Here is a 17932-nt window from a genome sequence, read left to right on the forward strand (position 1 = left end):
TATTATGAATTCAAAATGAGCAAGCCGGCCACCCTCTAGGACGAGGCTGGCGCCTCACCCTGGTACTCGGTCAGATGCTCGATCGCGGCCGTCCGCTTGTTGCGCAAATGCTGGAACAGGATGTCGCTGAGCTCGCTCGCGGCGCGGCGGCGCAGCGCGTCAAGGATCGCCTCGTGCTCGCGCATCGCCTCCGCCCAGCGCTGCCGCTTGCGGGCGAAATTGGCGGAGTAGCGGACGCGGCGGATCCGTCCGGCAAAGTTGGCGTAAGCGGTCTTCAGCGTCTCGTTGCGCGCGGCCGCGACGATGCTCTCGTGGATGCGTTGGTTGGCCTGGAAATAGCCGTGCATGTCGCGATGCAGATAGTGGCCGTACATCTCGTAATGCAGCTGCTCGATCGCGCTGATCTCTTCGTCCGTAATGGCCTCGCAGGCGAGGCGCCCGGCGAGGCTTTCCAGCCCCGCCATGACGTCGAACAGCTCTTCCAGGTCACGCTGGCTGAGCTGGCGGATCCGGGCGCCACGGTTGGGCAGAAGCTCGATCAGGCCCTCGGCCGCGAGCACCTTTAATGCCTCGCGCAGGGGCGTGCGGGAGATGCCGAACATCTCGCAGAGCTGGCGCTCGGGAACGCGGGCGCCGTCGGGAATGTTGCCTTCCACGACGTAGTCGCGGAGCCGCAGCAGGATCTCGCCATGGAGCGAGGCCTCGTGACGGTTTTCTTGGCGGTCGCCGCCATTTGTGGCGGGCGGGGTGATCGGAACCCCGGTGTCGGGAATCGTGGATTTCATTTGCAGCACAGTAGTTTGCTCGATTAACCGCGTCGACGGCCGTAATCGAATACCAAATTTCGATTGAAATGACAAAAAATGAATGCAAAATGGCCAACAGAGCCGGCCAGAATCCGCCGTCAGGGAGGTTTTCATGCATCAGGGACGCCATTTCCTTCAAATTCCGGGCCCGAGCCCGGTCCCCGAGCGCGTTCTTCGCGCCATGGACATGCCTGTCATCGACCACCGGAGCGCGGAATTCGGCGAGCTCGGCCGCACCGTGCTCGAAGGCAGCCAGAAGATTTTCCAAACCGCGGGCCCCGTCGTGATCTTCCCTTCCTCGGGGACCGGCGCCTGGGAGGCCGCGATCGTCAACACCCTGTCGCCGGGCGACAAGGTGCTGATGGTCGAGACCGGCCATTTCGCCACGCTGTGGCGGCAGATGGCGGGCCGCTTCGGCATCGAGGTCGATTTCGTGCCCGGCGACTGGCGCCGCGGCGCCGATCCGGCCGTGATCGAAGCCAAACTCACCGAGGACAAGGCGCGCGCGATCAAGGCGGTGATGGTCGTGCACAACGAGACCTCGACCGGTGCGACCAGCCGCATCGCCGAGATCCGTGCCGCGATCGACCGCACGGGCCATCCGGCGCTGCTGATGGTCGACACCATCTCCTCGCTCGGCTCGGTCGACTACCGCCACGACGAATGGAAGGTCGATGTCAGCGTCAGCTGCTCGCAGAAGGGGTTCATGCTGCCGCCCGGCCTTGGCTTCAACGCGATCTCGGAGAAGGCCCGCGCGGCTGCGAAGACCAACAAGATGCCGCGCTCCTATTTCGACTGGGAGGAGATGCTCAAGCCGAACGCCAACGGCTTCTTCCCCTACACGCCCGCGACCAACCTGCTTTACGGCCTGCGCGAGGCGATCGCGATGCTGCTCGAAGAGGGGCTCGACAACGTGTTCGCGCGTCATCAGCGGCTCGCCGCCGCAACGCGCGCCGCCGTCAATCATTGGGGGCTCGAAGTGCTGTGCCAGGAGCCGGCCGAGTTCTCGCCGGTGCTGACCGCGGTGCTGATGCCGCCCGGCCATGACGCCGGCCAGCTCCGCAAGATCGTGCTTGACAATTACAACATGTCGCTGGGCTCGGGCCTGTCGAAGGTTGCCGGAAAGGTTTTCCGCATCGGCCATCTCGGTGAATGCAATGCGCTGACGCTGCTCGGCGCGCTCACCGGCGTGGAGATGGGCCTGTCGGTTGCCGGCGTGCCGCACCGCTCCGGCGGCGTCGACGTCGCGATGAAGCTCCTGGAGCAGCGCCCGCAGGGCAATGCATCGCCACATCTGAAAGTGGTCAGCACTTAATTGCGCAGGGACACGCAAGGCCAATCATAAAACGCGATCAGGAGGGGTGGAGATGCGAATTCGGTTCAAGGCCACGCATGTCGTGCTGGCGATGCTCTGCGCGATGTATTTCATCACCTATGTCGACCGGGTGAACATCGGTACCGCCGCGGGCGAGATCCAGAAAGAGCTCGCTCTCTCGAACACGCAGCTCGGTCTCGTCTTCTCCGCCTTCGCCTATCCCTATCTGCTGTTCCAGGTGATCGGTGGCTGGATCGGTGATCGCCTCGGACCGCGCAAGACGCTGTTCTGGTGCGGCATGATCTGGGCGGTCGCCACCATCTCGACCGGCTTCGTCAACGGACTTGCCGCACTGTTCGTCGCGCGCTTCGCGCTCGGCTTCGGCGAGGGCGCGACGTTCCCGACCGCGACGCGCGCGATGCAGTACTGGACACCGGCAAACCGCCGTGGTTTTGCGCAAGGCCTGACCCATTCCTTCGCCCGGCTCGGCAATGCCGTGACGCCGCCGGTGGTGGCGCTCCTGATCCTGTGGCTGACCTGGCGCGGCGCGTTCGTCGTGCTCGGCTTCGTCAGCCTCGTCTGGGGCGTGATCTGGGTCTGGTACTTCCGCAACGAGCCGAAAGACCACGCTGCCATCACGGAAGCCGAGCTCGCCGCGCTGCCGCCGCGCCCGACCGGCGAGCGTCCGCGCGTGCCCTGGGGCCCGCTGTTGGGGCGGATGTGGCCGGTGACGCTGACCTATTTCTGCTACGGCTGGTGCCTGTGGCTCTATCTCAACTGGCTGCCGCTGTTCTTCAAGAACAACTATAATCTCGACATCAAGAACTCGGCGTTGTTCGCCTCCGGCGTCTTCTTCGCCGGTGTGATCGGCGACAGCGTCGGCGGCGTGATCTCGGACAAGATCCTCGACCGCACCGGCAATGTCCGGCTGGCGCGGCTCAGCGTCACCGTCACGGGATTTGCGGGGGCGCTGCTCTCGCTGTTCCCCATCCTGTTCGTCCACGACATCACGATCGTCGCGCTGTGCCTGTCGGCCGGCTTCTTCTGCGCCGAGCTCGTGATCGGCCCGATGTGGTCGATCCCGATGGACATTGCCCCAAAATATTCGGGGACCGCGTCGGGACTCATGAACACCGGCTCAGCCTTTGCAGCCATCGTCTCCCCGCTGGTCGCGGGCTTCGTGATCGATGCGACCGGAAACTGGTACCTGCCGTTCCTGATGTCGATGGGGCTGTTGCTGCTCGGCGGCCTCTCGGCCTTCCTGATGCACCCGGAGCGCCCGTTTACGGAGGCCGAGGGGAGCCTGCCGTCCGGCAAGGTGGTGGCCGCGGAGTAGGGGCGTCGGGACTCCGCCCCTGATGCATGGGAGTCGCCCTTTGGAGAGGGGACAAGCCGGTCAAATGGTGCTATTCGGCGGCCATCAAAACAAGGCTAGATCGGGAAGGACGCCTATGACCGTGCATACTGGAAGGCATTTTCTCCAGATTCCAGGACCGACCAACGTGCCCGACCGCGTGCTGCGGGCGATGGACATGCCGACGCTGGATCATCGCGGTGCGGAGTTCGCCGAGCTTGGTTTTGCCGCGCTTGCGGCGATGCAGCGCGTGTTCCGCACCAAGCAGCCCGTGATCATCTTCCCGTCGTCCGGCACCGGCGCCTGGGAAGCGGCGATGGTGAACGTGCTCGCGCCCGGCGACAAGGTTTTGATGTGCGAGACCGGCCAGTTCGCCGTGTTGTGGCGCGGCATCGCCGACAAGTTCAAGCTCGACGTCGACTTCATCCCGAGCGACTGGCGCCGCGGCGCTGACCTCGCCGAGATCGAGAAGCGCCTCGTCGCCGACAAGCAGCACGCGATCAAGGCGGTCTGCGTCGTCCACAACGAGACCTCGACCGGCTGCGTGACGCCGCCGCTCGAAGTGCGCAAGCTGCTCGACCGCACAAAACATCCGGCGCTGCTGATGGTCGACACCATCTCCGGCCTCGGCTCGATGGAATACGAGCACGATGCCTGGGGCATCGACGTCTCGGTCGCCGGCTCGCAGAAGGGCCTGATGCTGCCGCCCGGTCTCGGCTTCAACGCCGTCTCGGTGAAGGCGCTCAACGTCGCCAAAGCCAATCCCGGCATGCGCTCCTATTGGGACTGGCAGGAAGTGATCTCCTTCAATAAGCTCGGCACCTTCCCCTACACGCCTGCGACCAATCTGCTCTATGGCCTGCGCGAAGCGGTCAAGATGCTGGAAGAGGAGGGGCTGGAGAACGTCTGGTCCCGCCACAAGCGTCACAGCGCGGCGACGCGCGCGGCGGCCAAGGTCTGGGGCCTCGAGACGCAGTGCGCCGATCCCGCCGCGCATTCGCCGGCGCTGACCGGCGTGCGCGTGCCTGACGGCCACGACGCTGACGCCTTCCGCAAGATGGTGCTGGAGAATTTCGACATGTCGCTCGGCACCGGCCTGAACAAGGTCAAGGGCAAGGTGTTCCGCATCGGCCATATCGGCCATTTCAACGATCTGATGCTGATGGGTACGCTCGCCGGCGTCGAGATGGGCCTGGATCTTGCAAAGATTCCGCACCGGAGCGGCGGCGTGCTGGCGGCCATGGACGTCCTGAAGGGACGCGACGCGGTGCCGATGGCCAAGGCGCAGGTAGCTTAGGGTCCAACTAATCTGGAGAGTGAGCGCGCGATGAACGCACCGACGACTGCTAACGAAGACCTGCTCTACTCCGTCACGGACGGCATCGCGCGGATCACCTTCAACCGCCCGCAGGCGCGCAACGCCATGACCTTCGCCATGTATGACCGCATGGCGGAGATCTGCCTGGAGATCAACGCCGACCGCTCGATCAAGGTGCTGATCCTCACCGGCGCCGGCGACAAGGCGTTTGCCTCCGGCACCGACATCTCGCAATTCCGCGCGTTCAAGACGGCGCAGGATGCGCTCGACTACGAGGCGCGGATCGACCGCGTGCTCGGGACGCTCGAGCAGTGCCGCGTGCCCGTGATCGCGGCCATTGCGGGGGCCTGCACCGGTGGCGGCGCCGGCATCGCCGCCTGCTGCGATCTCCGGATCGGCACCGAGACGACGCGCATGGGTTTCCCGATCGCGCGCACGCTCGGCAACTGCCTGTCGATGTCCAATATCAGCCGCGTCGTTTCGCTGGTGGGTCCCGCACGCACCAAGGATCTGATCTTCAGGGCGCGGCTGGTCGAGGCGCAGGAAGCGCTGTCGCTCGGGCTGCTCACCGAAATCGTCCCTGATGTCGAGACGCTGCAGCGCCGCGCCGACGAGACCGCAAAGCTCGTCGCGAGCCATGCTCCGCTAACCCTCGAAACGACCAAGGAAGCGGTGCGCCGCATCCGCCCCACGCTGTCGCGCGAACAGGGCGAGGACCTGATCCTCAAGGCCTATATGAGCGAAGATTTCCGCGAAGGCATGGACGCCTTCCTCAACAAGCGCACGCCGAACTGGAAGGGCAAGTAGGGGCAAGTAGCGCGCGCTTCGTCAGCCGAAAGTCATATGCGGCCGAATGTCCGCCTGCTTGAACTCGCGATCTTTAGTCCGCACAATGCATCGATAGATTTCCCGGCGTCACAAAGCCAATAAGAACCAGGGGACGAAACTCGTGCGAATTCCAGTGAAAGCCGTCGGAGCTGCGACGGCCTTGTTGTTGAGCGCGCCAGCCTTTGCCGGCTGGGAGCCCACCAAGCCGGTCGAGATCGTCGTGGCCGCGGGCGCGGGCGGCGCCTCCGACCAGATGGCGCGGATGATGCAGGCCGCGATCCAGAAGAACAATCTGATGAAGCAGCCGATGGTGGTCTCGCTCAAGGGCGGCGCGTCGGGTGCGGAAGCGCTGATGTACATGAAGTCCAGCGAGGGCGATCCGAACAAGGTGCTGATCGCCTATTCGCTGATCTACATGCTGCCGCTGTCGGCCAAGATCCCGTTCAACTGGCGCGAGCTGACCCCGGTCTCGGTGATCGCGCTCGACCAGTTCGTGCTGTGGGACAACAGCGCCGGCCCCAAGACGGTGAAGGAATTCGTCGACGCCGCGAAGGCGGCGAGCGCCCCGTTCAAGATGGGCGGCACCGGCTCCAAGCGCGAGGATCACGTGCTGACCGTTTTCCTCGAGCAGAAGACCGGTGCGAAATTCTCCTACCTGCCCTACAAGTCCGGCGGCGAGGCCGCGACCCAGCTCGTCGGCAACCACACCGAATCCAACGTCAATAACCCTAGCGAAAATCTCGAAGTCTGGCGCGCCGGCCAGGTGCGACCGCTCTGCGTGTTCGACAAGGAGCGCATCGCCTACACCAGCAAGGTGACCGACACGCAGTCCTGGGCCGACATCCCGACCTGCAAGGAGGAGGGCATCGACGTCCAGTATCTGATGCTGCGCGCGATGTTCCTGCCCGGCAAGGTCACGCCGGAGCAGCAGGCGTTCTATGTCGAGCTGTTCCACAAGGTGACTCAGACCGCCGAATACAAGGACTACATGGAAAAGCAGGCATTGAAGCCGATCTTCCTCACCGGCAAGGACATGGTGCAATTCCTCGAGGAGGACGATGCCACCAACAAGTCGCTGATGACGGAAGCCGGATTCGTCGCGAAGTGATCCCACCTCCACGTCATGCCCCGCGAAGGCGGGGCATCCAGTACGCCGAAGCTTATCCGTACTCCTCGCCGCAGCTGGAATACTGGATCATCCGCCTTCGCGGATGATGACAGCGCATTTTGATTTGGCAGAGCATGTCCCAAACCGATCTCGAAATCGTCGTCGACGATCCGACCGCGCCTGAGGAAAACTCGCCTTCCGTCACGAGCTCGGGCACGGTCGAAATTATCGTCTGCCTGCTGCTGCTCGCGCTGGCAGCGATTCTCGGCTACGACAATTGGCGGACCGGGGCATCCTGGGATTCGACCGGGCCTGAGCCCGGCTATTTCCCGTTCTATCTCTGCCTCGTCCTCGGCGGCGGCAGCCTCTATGGCCTGATCGCCGCGCTCCTCGCGCGCCGCGGGGCCGCCGAAACCTTCGTCACGCGCGCGCAGGCCCCCCGCGTGCTGGCGGTGTTCGTGCCGACGCTGCTGTTCTGCCTGGTGACGCAGTTCCTCGGTCTCTACGTCGCGAGCTTCCTGCTGATCGCGGGCTTCATGCGGGCGATCGGCAAGATCGCGCTGTGGAAGTCGCTGCTCACCGCCTTCCTGTTCACGGCGATCATGTTCGTCACCTTCGACATCGCCTTTGACGTCATCATGCCGAAGGGCCCGCTCGAAGCGGCCTTCGGCTACTAGGCGGACCCGCGATGGAAGCTTTCGGTCTCCTGCTTCACGGCTTCGCCGTCCTGCTCACGTGGAAGACGCTCGCGCTGATGATGGTCGGGCTCGTGCTCGGCATCTTCGTCGGCGTGCTGCCGGGTCTCGGTGGCCCCAACGGCGTTGCGATCCTGCTGCCGCTCACCTTCACGATGGATCCGACCTCGGCGGTCGTGATGCTGTCCTGCATCTACTGGGGCGCGCTGTTCGGCGGCGCGATCACCTCGATCCTGTTCAACATCCCCGGTGAAGCCTGGTCGGTCGCCACCACCTTCGACGGCTATCCGATGGCGCAGCAGGGCAGGGCGGCGGAGGCGCTGACCGCGGCGTTCACGTCGTCCTTCATCGGCTCGCTGGTCGCGGTGCTGCTCATCACCTTCCTCGCGCCGATGATCTCGTCCTTTGCGCTGAAGTTCGGCCCGCCCGAGTTCTTCGCGGTGTATCTCTTGACCTTCTGCTCCTTCGTCGGCCTCGGGCGCGAGGCCAAGCACAAGACGGTCATCTCGATGTCGCTCGGGCTGTTGCTCGCAGGCATAGGCATGGACACGGTGTCGGGCCAGCTGCGCATGACTTTCGGCTCGTCCGAGCTCTTGCGCGGCATCAACTTTCTCGTCGCCGTCATCGGCCTGTTCGGCATCAGCGAGATCCTGCTGACGATGGAGGAGCGGCTGGCGCTGCGTGGCCACGCGGCGAGCATTTCGCTGCGCGTGGTGCTGAGCGTGTGGAAGGACCTGCCGAAATACTGGGTGACGCTGCTGCGCTCCTCCTTCATCGGCTGCTGGCTCGGCATCACACCGGGCGGCGCGATTGCGGCGTCCTTCATGGGCTACAATCTCGCCAAGCGCTTTTCCAAGGATCCCGAGAGCTTCGGCAAAGGCCGCATCGAAGGCGTGTTCGCGCCGGAGACCGCCGCGCACGCGTCCGGCACCGCGGCATTGCTGCCGATGCTGGCGCTCGGCATTCCCGGCTCCGGCACGGCTGCGATCCTGCTCGGCGGGTTGATGGTGTGGGGGCTCAATCCCGGACCGCTGCTGTTCATCGAGCACAAGGATTTCGTCTGGGGCCTGATCGCCTCGATGTATCTCGGCAATGTCGTGGGCCTCGTGCTGGTGCTGACCACGGTGCCGATCTTCGCCTCGATCCTGCGCGTGCCGTTCGCGGCGGTGGCGCCGATGATCGTGGTGTCCTGCGCGATCGGCGCCTATGCGATCCAGAATGCGATGTTCGACATCTGGCTGATGCTCGGCTTCGGTGTCGTCGGCTACGTCTTCAAGAAGATCGGCATTCCCTTGGCGCCGTTCACGCTGGCACTCGTGCTCGGCAGCCGCGCCGAGGATGCCTTCCGGCTGTCCATGATCGGCGCCGGTGGCGACCTCAAGGTGTTCTGGTCGAACGGCTTGGTCGGCTCGATCACGACGCTCGCGATCGTGTTGCTGTTCTGGCCGGCGATCGATGGGCTGCTCGCCCGCATCGGATGGATGCAGCGGAGCAGGACGATATCGCGCTAGGCCTGCGGGACAATGTTCTTTGATATCAATTATATATCGTTCGACTTGAATGGCGCCGTCGCGGGCGGCCAGGCCGCTACAACTGGCAGAGTTCGCACTGGGTGTTCGATATCGCGCCGATCACCGCGTCGACTGACCATCAGCAAAAATCGATGCAGAATTCCGGCGCGGATTTTTGCAGTATAATTATACCGCTCTTTCGATTGACCCACGGTGAAATCTGCCCGCGGGGCAACGCGAGGAATTGTGTGTGGCGGGGCCGAATGTGGCCCCTACGACCGCGGCGTTTCAATGCCCATCGTAGGGCGTCGGGTCGTCGTGCATTTCCCTGATCATGGTTTGCCAGTCGGATGCACGGAATCCGGTTCGCTTGGCGAAGTTGCTGCCGTCAAGCCTGCGATCGCAGAAAAACTTTTCGTCGCGCTCGAGGGCCACGCCGAGCCCGTATTGAGCGTTCACGATCTGCAAAAGCTCGTATTTGCTGATCGGCTCCGAGGCAACATGCCAGACGCCATCGACGTCCGGATGCTCTCTAATCAATTTGCCGACCAGATCCGACATGGCGTTGGTCGTAAGACCGGTATAGAGAGCGCCGGCGAATCCCTTCGCGTGCCCGCCGCGTTGCGACAGGAACCATTCGATCAGACTGGAGCGTCCGCGCAGTTCCCTGCCGACGATGGACGACCGAATGGTCAGGCAGTCTGGCCCCGAAACTTCGCCCAGCAGCTTGCTGCGTCCGTACAGATCCTCGGCATCGGTAGGCGAGTTTTCCGCGAATGGACCCTTCCGGCCAGCGAACACGCAATCCGTGCTGAACTGGATCAGGCGGGCGCCTCGCTTCCTGCAAAGTGCTGCGGCTCTGTGCGGAAGCATCGCGTTGGTCGCGATCGATGTAATGGCGTCCTTGGCCAGATCAATCTGCTTGATGACGCCGACCGCATTGATCACGACATCAGGATTTGCCGCCTCGATCGCGGCCTGGAGCGCCGTGTCCTGCAGAACATCTACATTCGGCTGGATCTGGTGTGCGCCAGCCAGGGCCAATCGGGCCGCGGGCGTATCGGGAATCGAAGACGAACGGATCGTTCCGGAAACCTGCAAGCCCTGCGCCGCCAGCCTGTGGACAAGCTTGTGCCCAAGCATACCCGTCGCCCCGAGCACGAGCACGTGCGGGGCGCGGCGAGCCGTGCGTGGATCAGGCGGCAATTCCGACGACATTCTTCATTTCCACTCACGATTGACGTGGCCGAATATCTCAGCGGATGGCATCTATCTCACCGGTCTGTCAAGAAAATCCGGACTTCATGGCAAACGCAGGCAGGATTTTTCATGACCAATCACACCAGGTTTTCACCTCCTCGTCCGCAACGGGCAGCTTCCGAGACACCAGTTCCCGCCGATTGCGCGCAGGCTCCGCGAGGGACCCGCGCCTTTTTGCGGGTTGGCCGCGCAGACGCCTACACCACCTTGGCCTGTCTTAGCTTCGCGATCTCCTCGGCATTGAAGCCGAACTCGGTGAGCACCTCGTCAGTCTGCTCGCCGAATTCCGGCGGCCGCGCCGCCATCTTACTGGGCGTGCGCGATAGCGTGACGGGCTGGCCGACCAGGCGGATATGGCGGTCTTCTTTGTTCGGCACGTCCTGGGCGATGCCGAGATGCCTGACCTGGGCGTCCTCGAACACCTGGTCGATGGCGTAGATCGGCCCGCAGGGCACGCCGGCCTCGTTGAATTCGCGTACCCAGGTCTCGGTCGACTTCGTCAATGTGCGCTTCTCGATCTCGGCGTTGAGCGCATCGCGGTTCTTGGAACGGGCGGGGGCCGTCGCATAATCGGGATGGCTGTAGAGTTCCGGCGCGCCGATCGCCCGCGCACAGCGCTCCCAGATCCGCCCGCCCGTCGTGGCGATGTTGATGTAGCCGTCCGTGGTCTTGAACACGCCGGTCGGGATGCTGGTCGGATGGTTGTTGCCGGCCTGCCTGGCAACTTCCTTCTCCATCAGCCAGCGCGCGGCTTGGAAGTCCAGCATAAAGATCTGGGCCTGGAGTAGCGACGTCTGCACCCACTGGCCCATGCCGGAAACCTCGCGCTCGAGCAGCGCGGTGAGGATGCCCATGGCGCAGAACAGGCCGGCGGTGAGGTCGGCAACGGGAATGCCGACCCGCATCGGGCCTTCGCCCGGCGCGCCGGTGATCGACATCAGCCCGCCCATGCCCTGCGCGATCTGATCGAAGCCCGGCCGCTTGTGATAGGGGCCGTCCTGGCCGAAGCCGGAAATGCTGCCATAGACGATGCGCGGGTTGATCTCGCGCAGGCTCTCGTAATCGATGCCGAGCTTCTTCTTCACGTCGGGCCGGAAATTCTCGACCACGACGTCGGCCTTGGCGGCGAGACGCGTGAACACGGCGAGGCCGCGCTCGTCCTTCAGGTTCAGCGTCACCGCCCGCTTGTTGCGGTGCAAATTCTGGAAGTCGGCCCCTAGCCTCGGCCCGCCCGGCTGCTCGCCGCCGGCATCCTCGGTGAGCGCGTCGATCTTGATGACATTGGCGCCCCAGTCCGCGAGCTGTCGCACGCAGGTGGGGCCGGACCGCACGCGGGTCAGATCGAGCACGGTGAAGCGCGACAGGGCCTGGGAGGCATGCGGGACTGGCATTTTCGGGAGTCTCCGGGAGGGGCTGGCGGAATTGCAATCTTTTGATCGAGCAAATCTAGCAGAAGTTCAATGGCGTCCTCGCGGGAGACGCTGGCAAGGCTGCCCGCGCGCAGCAATGAGGGTTTCCGCCGGAACCCTTAACGCACGGCAGCTGCCCTCGATTTGGTGCATGGCACATGGTAAATAAAGTGGCTGCTCCGTCGGTCGCCTCTACCGGTTCCGTTGAAACCGGAATTTAACGCCGCCGGGGCAATCCTTTAGGCTCCAGGCACGATATCGTCGCTGTCGAGCGTGGCGATCTGTATCTGGCCAGGCTTTCGCGCCGCCTCCGAGGGCCACGAACCGAACGAGATGAGACGATGAGAAGGGCATCTACCCAGGACAATCTGCTTTCCGACGATCCCTTCTACACGGTTGTCGGCAACAGCATTCAGGGGAGCTACATCCCCGCCGATGCGGGAGGCTCGACATCGGGCAGCTCCACATCCGGCTCGGTCATGTCGGTCACCGCGGGTGGCATCACCATCAACCTGATCCTCGATGCGGCGGCACAGGCGGCGCCAGCCAGCTTCAAGAACGGCCTACAGCAGGCAGTTGCGATCCTGGCTGCCAATATCACCGACAAGATCACCGTCAACATCAATATTGACTATAGCGGCACGGGCGGCGGCGCCGCGGCCGGCCCCGACAGCGGCTATTATGAAACCTATGCGTGGACCCGCTCGGAGTTGATCAACAACGCGAGCGTCGGCGACACCACGTTCAACAAGTTGTCGAACGGCTCGACGATTCAGGGACAGTCGAACGTCGCGATCTGGAATGCGCAGCTCAAGCTCTGGGGCGTCATTGGCGCCAACGACACCACGACCGACGATGCCAGCGCGAACTTTTCCACCGACATCAATTCCAACCTGCTGGTGGGCGTTGCGCTGCACGAGCTGACCCACGCAATGGGCCGCGTGCCCTATGGTTCGGCGCCCGACGTCTTCGACTTCTACCGGTTCACGAGCCCCGGCGCACGTCTGTTCCAGGGCAGCGCGACCGCGCCTGCGGCATATTTCTCGCTGGACGGCGGCGTTACCAAGATCGCCGATTACGGCCAGAACTCCGACCCGAGCGACTTCCTCAACAGTGGCGTGCAGGGGCCCAACGATCCCTTCAACGAATACTACACCAGCACCACCATTCAGGGCTTGACGACGATCGACCTGAAGCAACTCGACGCGCTCGGATTTCATCTCGCGATCGACTCGCCGACGACGATCGAGGCGTATGGCTCGACGAGCCTGCTGCAGGCCGGCAGCAATTACTTTATGAACCCGGTCGCCGGAGGGGCTGGGCCTGAACTTAAATACAGCGGCTCGGGGGTGGTTGTCGGACAGTTCGGCGGCTATACGCCGATCGGCGTAGAAGCTGTCACGAACGGCTATGAGGTCGCTTGGAAGAACACTTCGACGGGCCAATATTCGGTCTGGAGCACGGACACGAGCGGCAACTACACCGGCAATTTCTACATGCCGGGTCCGGGCAACTCTGCTGCGTTCGAAACGCTGGAAACCAGCTTCCACCAGGATCTGAACGGTGATGGCATAATCGGGCTTGCCAGATCGGCGATGATCTCCTCGATCGAAGCGATTGGAACGACCGCGTTAGACCTTGTGGGAGGTAACTACTCCCTCGATCCGGTCGCCGGCGGCACAGGGCCAACTGTCAAATATCAGGGGGCCCCTGTTACGGTAGGTCAGTTCGGCGCCTATGTGCCGCTTGGCGCCGAGCAGATTTCGAACGGCTACGAGGTCGCGTGGAAGAATGCGACCATCGGCCAATATTCGGTCTGGTCCACCGACAGCAATGGCAACTATACCGGCAACCTCTATATGCCCGGTCCGGGCAATGCGACGGCATTCGAGGCGCTGGAAACCAGCTTCCATCAGGACCTGAACGGCGATGGGACCATTGGAGTCCGTTCGTCTGTGATCGAGGCGATCGGTGCAACCGCACTGGTCTCTTCGGCGAACAATTACCTTCTCAATCCAGTCGGCGGAGGCACTGGACCGGCACTGAAATATCAGGGCGCCGTGGTGAACGCCGGCCAGTTCGGCAGTTATGTTCCGATCGGCGCTGAGGCGGTTTCGAACGGCTACGAGGTGGCGTGGAAAAACGCGGCCACGGGCCGGTATTCGGTCTGGAGTACAGATAGCGACGGCAACTACACGGGCAATTTCTACATGCCTGGGCCGGGTAATACCAACGCGTTCCAAAGTCTGGAGATCAGCTTCCAGCAGGACTTGAACGGCGATGGGACGATCGGCACTCCCAGCCTTTCGAACACCGTGGCGGCCGTTGCCCGCGATGGTTTTACTTTCGCGGTTGACGCCAATGGGCCATCGAGCCCAGGTACCGTCGGCGCCTCGCAACTACAAATCCGGACGACTGATGCGGGGGACGTGATCGGCCAATTGGAAGCCGGCATTGGATCGGGTCTCGGCGAACCCATCGTCGGTGACGGTGGACACCACTTCACGTTCCATCAAGATCTGCTTGGCGCCTTTATCCTGTACCACTGAAGCGCCTGATGTTGCGTCGGCGCGCCGGCTCCGACCGACGGCCAGTCTCTCACGAAACGGATTGGACGCGGCGGATTGCTTCGGAGTAGGATGCCGACGCAAATTCCCCGGTGCCGACGCCGCTGTGGTCGGGCGTGGTAGCATCGATGATCAGGTGCTTCACGATTGAGATGTGCGGCAAATCGCGATGGGAAATTTCACTGGGAGTTGTCGTGCAGAAGCAGCCTATTGTCGTGTTCGGAACGGGTGAAATCGCCGAGTTGGCGGATTTCTATTTTACGCATGATTCGAACTACGAGGTCGCCGCATTCACGGTCGATGCTGCCTTTGTGAAGCAGCTTGAGTTTCGCGGGCGGCCGGTCGTCGCCTTTGAGGATATTGCCGAAAGGTTCCCGCCGGAGCGTTTTGACTGCTTTGTGGCCGTCAGCTACGCCAAGATCAACGCGGTACGGACCGAGAAGGTCGCAGCCGCGCGGGCAAAGGGCTATCGACTCGCGAGCTACCTGAGCAGCAATGCGACCGTCTTCCCCGGCTTCGAGCTCAAGGAAAACTGCTTCATCCTCGAAGACAACACGATCCAGCCGTTCGCGACGGTTGGTGCCAACGTGACCTTGTGGAGCGGCAACCATATCGGTCATCATTCGACGATCGAGGATGACGTGTTCATCGCTTCGCACATCGTGGTGTCCGGTGGCGTGCGGATCGGGCAGGGGAGTTTCGTGGGCGTCAACGTGACGATCCGCGATCATGTCACGATCGGCAACAAATGTGTCCTCGGCGCCGGCGCTCTAGTGCTGGAGAGTCAGCCGGATTTCTCGGTCGTTGCGCCGCGCGGATCCGAGCGCTCGCCGGTGCCGAGCAATCGCCTTAGAAACCTCTGAGATACGCGATGTCGTGGCGGCGCCTCGGTCTGGTCCATGCTTCGAGAGGAATGCTGCCTTGGGCGCGTAGCCATGCGGCGCTGCCTACGCCGGTCCATCTGGCGGGCGACACCTTTCGCTTCTTCTTCAGTTCACGGGATGCGGACAAGCGCTCGCATGTCGGATGGGCGGATGTAGAGATATGCGAGACACCTCGTGTCCACGAGGTGGCGCAAATGCCCGTCCTTGCACCGGGACCCGACGGCGCGTTCGACGATAGCGGGGTTGGCATCGGGAGCGTAGTCGTGACGGAAGACGGGGTTTCGCTCTACTATATGGGCTGGAATCTCGGAATTCGCTCACCTTGGCGAAATGCCATCGGGCTTGCACGGTCCTCATCGCCGAACGGCACATTCACGCGGTACTCGCCCGGTCCAATTCTGGACCGCTCGCCGGAAGATCCTTACACGTTGTCCTATCCTCATGTGCTGCTGTTCGGTCCCGATGACTGGCGGATGTGGTACGGTTCAAATGTCGCGCCTGCGGTCGGCAATGCCGACATGCAGCACGTGATCAAGCAGGCTCGATCGGCCGATGGGATCGACTGGACCAGGGACGGCAAGACGGTGATTGGGTTCGCCAACGAAGCCGAGTACGCGCTGGCGCGTCCGAGCGTGGCGAAGATCGGTGACAATCTCCTGATGTGCTTCGCCTGCCGCGGTGCGACCTACCGCATCGGCGCCGCCATATCCCGCGACGGCGGATTGAGTTGGAAGCGGTACGATGTCGAGATGGGACTTGGTGTTTCGGAGGGCGGATGGGATAGCGAGATGACCTGCTACCCCGCACTGTTCTGGCACAAGACGCGCCTATGGCTGGCCCACAACGGCAATGGATACGGGGCGACCGGCTTTGGCCTGGCGGTATGGGAAGGTTTGTTGCCCCTCTGAGAATGTCAGGACTTTTGCGGGCGTGCGGCGAGGTACTCGGCGACAGATTCAGGCTGACGCACGTCGTAGCCGAGCAATCGGCGCAGCTTGCTGTCGCTGGTGAAATCATCTCCCAGCGCGCGCGGCAGGTCAATCTGCTGGCGGATCAACGGAATGGTGTAAACGTGATTGACGGCGCGCCGCGGTCTCACCGTCGTGTTGACGCCACCGCTATGGAATACCATGCAGTCGAGCACAATAAACGAGCCCGCAGGCGCGGCGACAGGCAGGGCTTGCGTGCTCACGAAATGATCCGACGGAAAGGCTTCCTGACTGTGCGACGCAGGCAGCACCATCGTGGCCCCATTTTCCAACGTGAACGCGTCGAGGCAGAACAGCGCATTGATGGCCAGCTGGCGCGAAGCAACGAAATGCTGATACGGCAGATCCCTGTGCCATGCCCCCTGGTTGTATGGCTTTCCGTTCGGCGGATTGATGATGCCGTTCTGCTGGTTGAGCACCGCGTAACCGGAGATCAGGCGGCTGCATATCTCCAGGACTCTGGCGTTGGTTGCCAGTTCGAGAAAGACTGGATTGTGGGCCAGAGGCAACCTGATCGTGTTGTGCTCGTCGATCGATCTCAGCGCATCGGCGCCGTGACGGATGGTATAATCCTTCTGCATCCGGTCAAAAGCATCGGCCAGCGCTGCCAACTGTTCGGGGCCATAGCCGCCATCGATCACGCCATATCCCAACTGGCGAATGGACTCGCACGTCCGCTCGACCTCGGTGGTCGATTGAGCTTGCTCCAGGACGCCGTAGCGCGTGGGGGCTTCGTCTTGGGAAATATTCATCTGGGGATCAATTCGTTCCAGGTGACAGGGTGAAAGCCATCGCGTTTCAGACGCTTGGCGACAGCTTGCTGAACGTGAGGCGTGGTCGCGATCAGCGCGGACCCGCCGGGATTCTGAACTGCATCCCGATAGGATGCAACAGGCCGCCCAAGATTCCAGGCCTCGGTCGGATCGTCGAGCACGAGCGAGGCGACCCGCGCCCAGGTTTGCGGCGCATAAGCCCGCAGCAGGGCCGCCGTCTGGCCGGCACCGAAGCTCAGCAGGTCCACAGCGGATCGCGACCTTTCGAGGAGAAACTGGTCTAGCATTCGCCAGCTCTCCAGATAGGACCGCCGCTCGGAACGAAGCCGTGCTGGATCGGTGTCATTCGCTGGAGGCGTGTCGCGATCATCGGTCTGCCCAGTGAAGACCAACATTTGGAAATCGCCGATGTTGCTCGGTGCCGACATCTGCCTTTCCGCTTGCAGCCCCGCGCGTCTGCCGCAGATCCGAAGACCCTCTCGCGTCAGGCTGTAGAGATGGTCGAAGAACAGCAACTCCACGTTCGGCGAATGTCCCTCCGGACATATGATGACGATGCGTCCGTTCGGGGCAAGATGATCACGGAGCGACCGAAGGAATGCGCTCGGGTCGATCGTATGTTCGATGACATTCACTGCGACGATTAGATCGAAGGGACCGGCGCCGGAGGGGACATCATCGACAAACCCGCGAACAAGCCTGATGTTCTGCTGTGATCCGGCCGTCGTCGGCAAGGCAGGATCCAAGCCGCAGGCATGCGTATCGGGCCAGATTCGTAGGAGCTCGGACAGCAGAGCTCCCGAGCCGCAGCCGATTTCTAGAACGGCCTTCGCTGGATTGAATTCAGTGCGGATCCAGTCGCCGTACGCCCGCGCCCGGGCGGCATCCGACTTCGGGGCAGTCGAGGCGAGTGTGTAGCCATCGTCGTAGATGGCGCGAATGTCGGCTTCTGCCGTACTCGACGCGTGGAAAGTCGAGCCGCAGGTCAGGCAAGACATTTTGGCCAGTGCGCGGGGTATCACCCTTCCGTCGCTCAGCATCGATCGGCTCGGATGCGGGAGCGTCAGTGCGACAGCGCCGCCCGCGCAAAGCGGGCAGTCCGTCGATGAGGATCC

At 62.9% G+C, this 17932-nt stretch carries 15 protein-coding genes; 10 read left to right on the plus strand and 5 right to left on the minus strand.

Annotated elements, in window-relative coordinates; all coding sequences use genetic code 11:
- Positions 1-35 precede the first annotated feature (35 nt).
- Positions 36-785 carry a GntR family transcriptional regulator gene (locus ACTGJ9_RS18520; protein WP_456678219.1) on the minus strand — a complete coding sequence of 250 codons (750 nt, stop codon included), beginning with the start codon at positions 783-785 and terminating at the stop codon, positions 36-38.
- A gap of 133 nt (positions 786-918) precedes the next feature.
- Between ACTGJ9_RS18520 and ACTGJ9_RS18525 the strand changes: the two genes are divergently transcribed.
- From ACTGJ9_RS18525 to ACTGJ9_RS18555, 7 genes are all read left to right on the plus strand, one after another.
- Positions 919-2121, plus strand: coding sequence for a pyridoxal-phosphate-dependent aminotransferase family protein (locus tag ACTGJ9_RS18525; protein ID WP_456678220.1), 1203 nt, complete (start codon positions 919-921; stop codon positions 2119-2121).
- Between the two features lie 52 nt (positions 2122-2173).
- On the plus strand, positions 2174-3457 hold the full coding sequence (locus ACTGJ9_RS18530; RefSeq protein ID WP_456678221.1) for an MFS transporter: 1284 nt from the start codon (positions 2174-2176) through the stop codon (positions 3455-3457).
- A gap of 115 nt (positions 3458-3572) precedes the next feature.
- Complete coding sequence (locus ACTGJ9_RS18535) at positions 3573-4772, plus strand: pyridoxal-phosphate-dependent aminotransferase family protein (protein ID WP_456678222.1); 1200 nt, start codon at positions 3573-3575, stop codon at positions 4770-4772.
- A gap of 30 nt (positions 4773-4802) precedes the next feature.
- Positions 4803-5600, plus strand: coding sequence for an enoyl-CoA hydratase/isomerase family protein (locus tag ACTGJ9_RS18540; protein ID WP_456678223.1), 798 nt, complete (start codon positions 4803-4805; stop codon positions 5598-5600).
- Positions 5601-5754: 154 nt separating this feature from the next.
- Positions 5755-6729, plus strand: coding sequence for a Bug family tripartite tricarboxylate transporter substrate binding protein (locus ACTGJ9_RS18545; protein WP_456678224.1), 975 nt, complete (start codon positions 5755-5757; stop codon positions 6727-6729).
- A 134-nt stretch (positions 6730-6863) separates the two neighbouring features.
- Positions 6864-7406 carry a tripartite tricarboxylate transporter TctB family protein gene (locus ACTGJ9_RS18550; RefSeq protein ID WP_456678225.1) on the plus strand — a complete coding sequence of 181 codons (543 nt, stop codon included), beginning with the start codon at positions 6864-6866 and terminating at the stop codon, positions 7404-7406.
- A gap of 11 nt (positions 7407-7417) precedes the next feature.
- The gene (locus ACTGJ9_RS18555) at positions 7418-8935 is read left to right on the plus strand and encodes a tripartite tricarboxylate transporter permease (protein ID WP_456678226.1); all 1518 of its coding nucleotides are present in this window, start codon (positions 7418-7420) and stop codon (positions 8933-8935) included.
- Between the two features lie 288 nt (positions 8936-9223).
- On the opposite strand, the gene ACTGJ9_RS18560 is transcribed toward ACTGJ9_RS18555, so the two are convergent.
- Together ACTGJ9_RS18560 and ACTGJ9_RS18565 are read right to left on the minus strand one after the other, a co-directional pair.
- A complete protein-coding gene (locus ACTGJ9_RS18560) occupies positions 9224-10153 on the minus strand; it encodes a dTDP-4-dehydrorhamnose reductase family protein (RefSeq protein ID WP_456678227.1) in 930 nt (309 codons plus the stop codon).
- 239 nt (positions 10154-10392) lie between these two features.
- Positions 10393-11586, minus strand: coding sequence for a CaiB/BaiF CoA transferase family protein (locus ACTGJ9_RS18565; protein ID WP_456678228.1), 1194 nt, complete (start codon positions 11584-11586; stop codon positions 10393-10395).
- A gap of 359 nt (positions 11587-11945) precedes the next feature.
- On the opposite strand from ACTGJ9_RS18565, the gene ACTGJ9_RS18570 reads away from it, so the two are divergent.
- The 3 genes from ACTGJ9_RS18570 to ACTGJ9_RS18580 all read left to right on the plus strand — a co-directional run bounded on the left by ACTGJ9_RS18570 (position 11946) and on the right by ACTGJ9_RS18580 (position 15963).
- Positions 11946-14153 (plus strand): NF038122 family metalloprotease, encoded by a 2208-nt coding sequence (locus tag ACTGJ9_RS18570; protein WP_456678229.1) that lies wholly within the window; start codon positions 11946-11948, stop codon positions 14151-14153.
- A gap of 110 nt (positions 14154-14263) precedes the next feature.
- Entirely contained in the window at positions 14264-15034 is a 771-nt protein-coding gene (locus ACTGJ9_RS18575; RefSeq protein WP_246229849.1) for an acetyltransferase, read from the plus strand.
- 50 nt (positions 15035-15084) lie between these two features.
- A complete protein-coding gene (locus ACTGJ9_RS18580; RefSeq protein ID WP_456678230.1) occupies positions 15085-15963 on the plus strand; it encodes a hypothetical protein in 879 nt (292 codons plus the stop codon).
- Positions 15964-15968: 5 nt separating this feature from the next.
- Here the strand turns inward: ACTGJ9_RS18580 and ACTGJ9_RS18585 are convergent, their stop codons facing one another.
- Together ACTGJ9_RS18585 and ACTGJ9_RS18590 are read right to left on the minus strand one after the other, a co-directional pair.
- Positions 15969-16796, minus strand: a complete 828-nt coding sequence (locus ACTGJ9_RS18585) for a phytanoyl-CoA dioxygenase family protein (RefSeq protein ID WP_456678231.1) — start codon at positions 16794-16796, stop codon at positions 15969-15971.
- Positions 16793-17857 carry a class I SAM-dependent methyltransferase gene (locus ACTGJ9_RS18590; RefSeq protein WP_456678232.1) on the minus strand — a complete coding sequence of 355 codons (1065 nt, stop codon included), beginning with the start codon at positions 17855-17857 and terminating at the stop codon, positions 16793-16795. Before ACTGJ9_RS18590 ends, ACTGJ9_RS18585 begins: the two co-directional genes overlap by 4 nt.
- Positions 17858-17932: the final 75 nt, after the last annotated feature.

It is taken from the genome of Bradyrhizobium sp. RDM12, from assembly GCF_051917485.1.
Lineage (GTDB): Bacteria > Pseudomonadota > Alphaproteobacteria > Rhizobiales > Xanthobacteraceae > Bradyrhizobium.

What these genes read in the sequence shown, in the direction of transcription:
- ACTGJ9_RS18570 (WP_456678229.1), top strand. Translation starts at nt 11,946, where the DNA reads ATGAGAAGGGCATCTACCCAGGACAATCTGCTTTCCGACGATCCCTTC.
- ACTGJ9_RS18555 (WP_456678226.1), top strand. Translation starts at nt 7,418, where the DNA reads ATGGAAGCTTTCGGTCTCCTGCTTCACGGCTTCGCCGTCCTGCTCACG.
- ACTGJ9_RS18535 (WP_456678222.1), top strand. Translation starts at nt 3,573, where the DNA reads ATGACCGTGCATACTGGAAGGCATTTTCTCCAGATTCCAGGACCGACC.
- ACTGJ9_RS18525 (WP_456678220.1), top strand. Translation starts at nt 919, where the DNA reads ATGCATCAGGGACGCCATTTCCTTCAAATTCCGGGCCCGAGCCCGGTC.
- ACTGJ9_RS18590 (WP_456678232.1), bottom strand. Translation starts at nt 17,857, where the DNA reads ATGCTGAGCGACGGAAGGGTGATACCCCGCGCACTGGCCAAAATGTCT.
- ACTGJ9_RS18540 (WP_456678223.1), top strand. Translation starts at nt 4,803, where the DNA reads ATGAACGCACCGACGACTGCTAACGAAGACCTGCTCTACTCCGTCACG.
- ACTGJ9_RS18585 (WP_456678231.1), bottom strand. Translation starts at nt 16,796, where the DNA reads ATGAATATTTCCCAAGACGAAGCCCCCACGCGCTACGGCGTCCTGGAG.
- ACTGJ9_RS18530 (WP_456678221.1), top strand. Translation starts at nt 2,174, where the DNA reads ATGCGAATTCGGTTCAAGGCCACGCATGTCGTGCTGGCGATGCTCTGC.
- ACTGJ9_RS18520 (WP_456678219.1), bottom strand. Translation starts at nt 785, where the DNA reads ATGAAATCCACGATTCCCGACACCGGGGTTCCGATCACCCCGCCCGCC.
- ACTGJ9_RS18580 (WP_456678230.1), top strand. Translation starts at nt 15,085, where the DNA reads ATGCTGCCTTGGGCGCGTAGCCATGCGGCGCTGCCTACGCCGGTCCAT.
- ACTGJ9_RS18550 (WP_456678225.1), top strand. Translation starts at nt 6,864, where the DNA reads ATGTCCCAAACCGATCTCGAAATCGTCGTCGACGATCCGACCGCGCCT.
- ACTGJ9_RS18565 (WP_456678228.1), bottom strand. Translation starts at nt 11,586, where the DNA reads ATGCCAGTCCCGCATGCCTCCCAGGCCCTGTCGCGCTTCACCGTGCTC.
- ACTGJ9_RS18560 (WP_456678227.1), bottom strand. Translation starts at nt 10,153, where the DNA reads ATGTCGTCGGAATTGCCGCCTGATCCACGCACGGCTCGCCGCGCCCCG.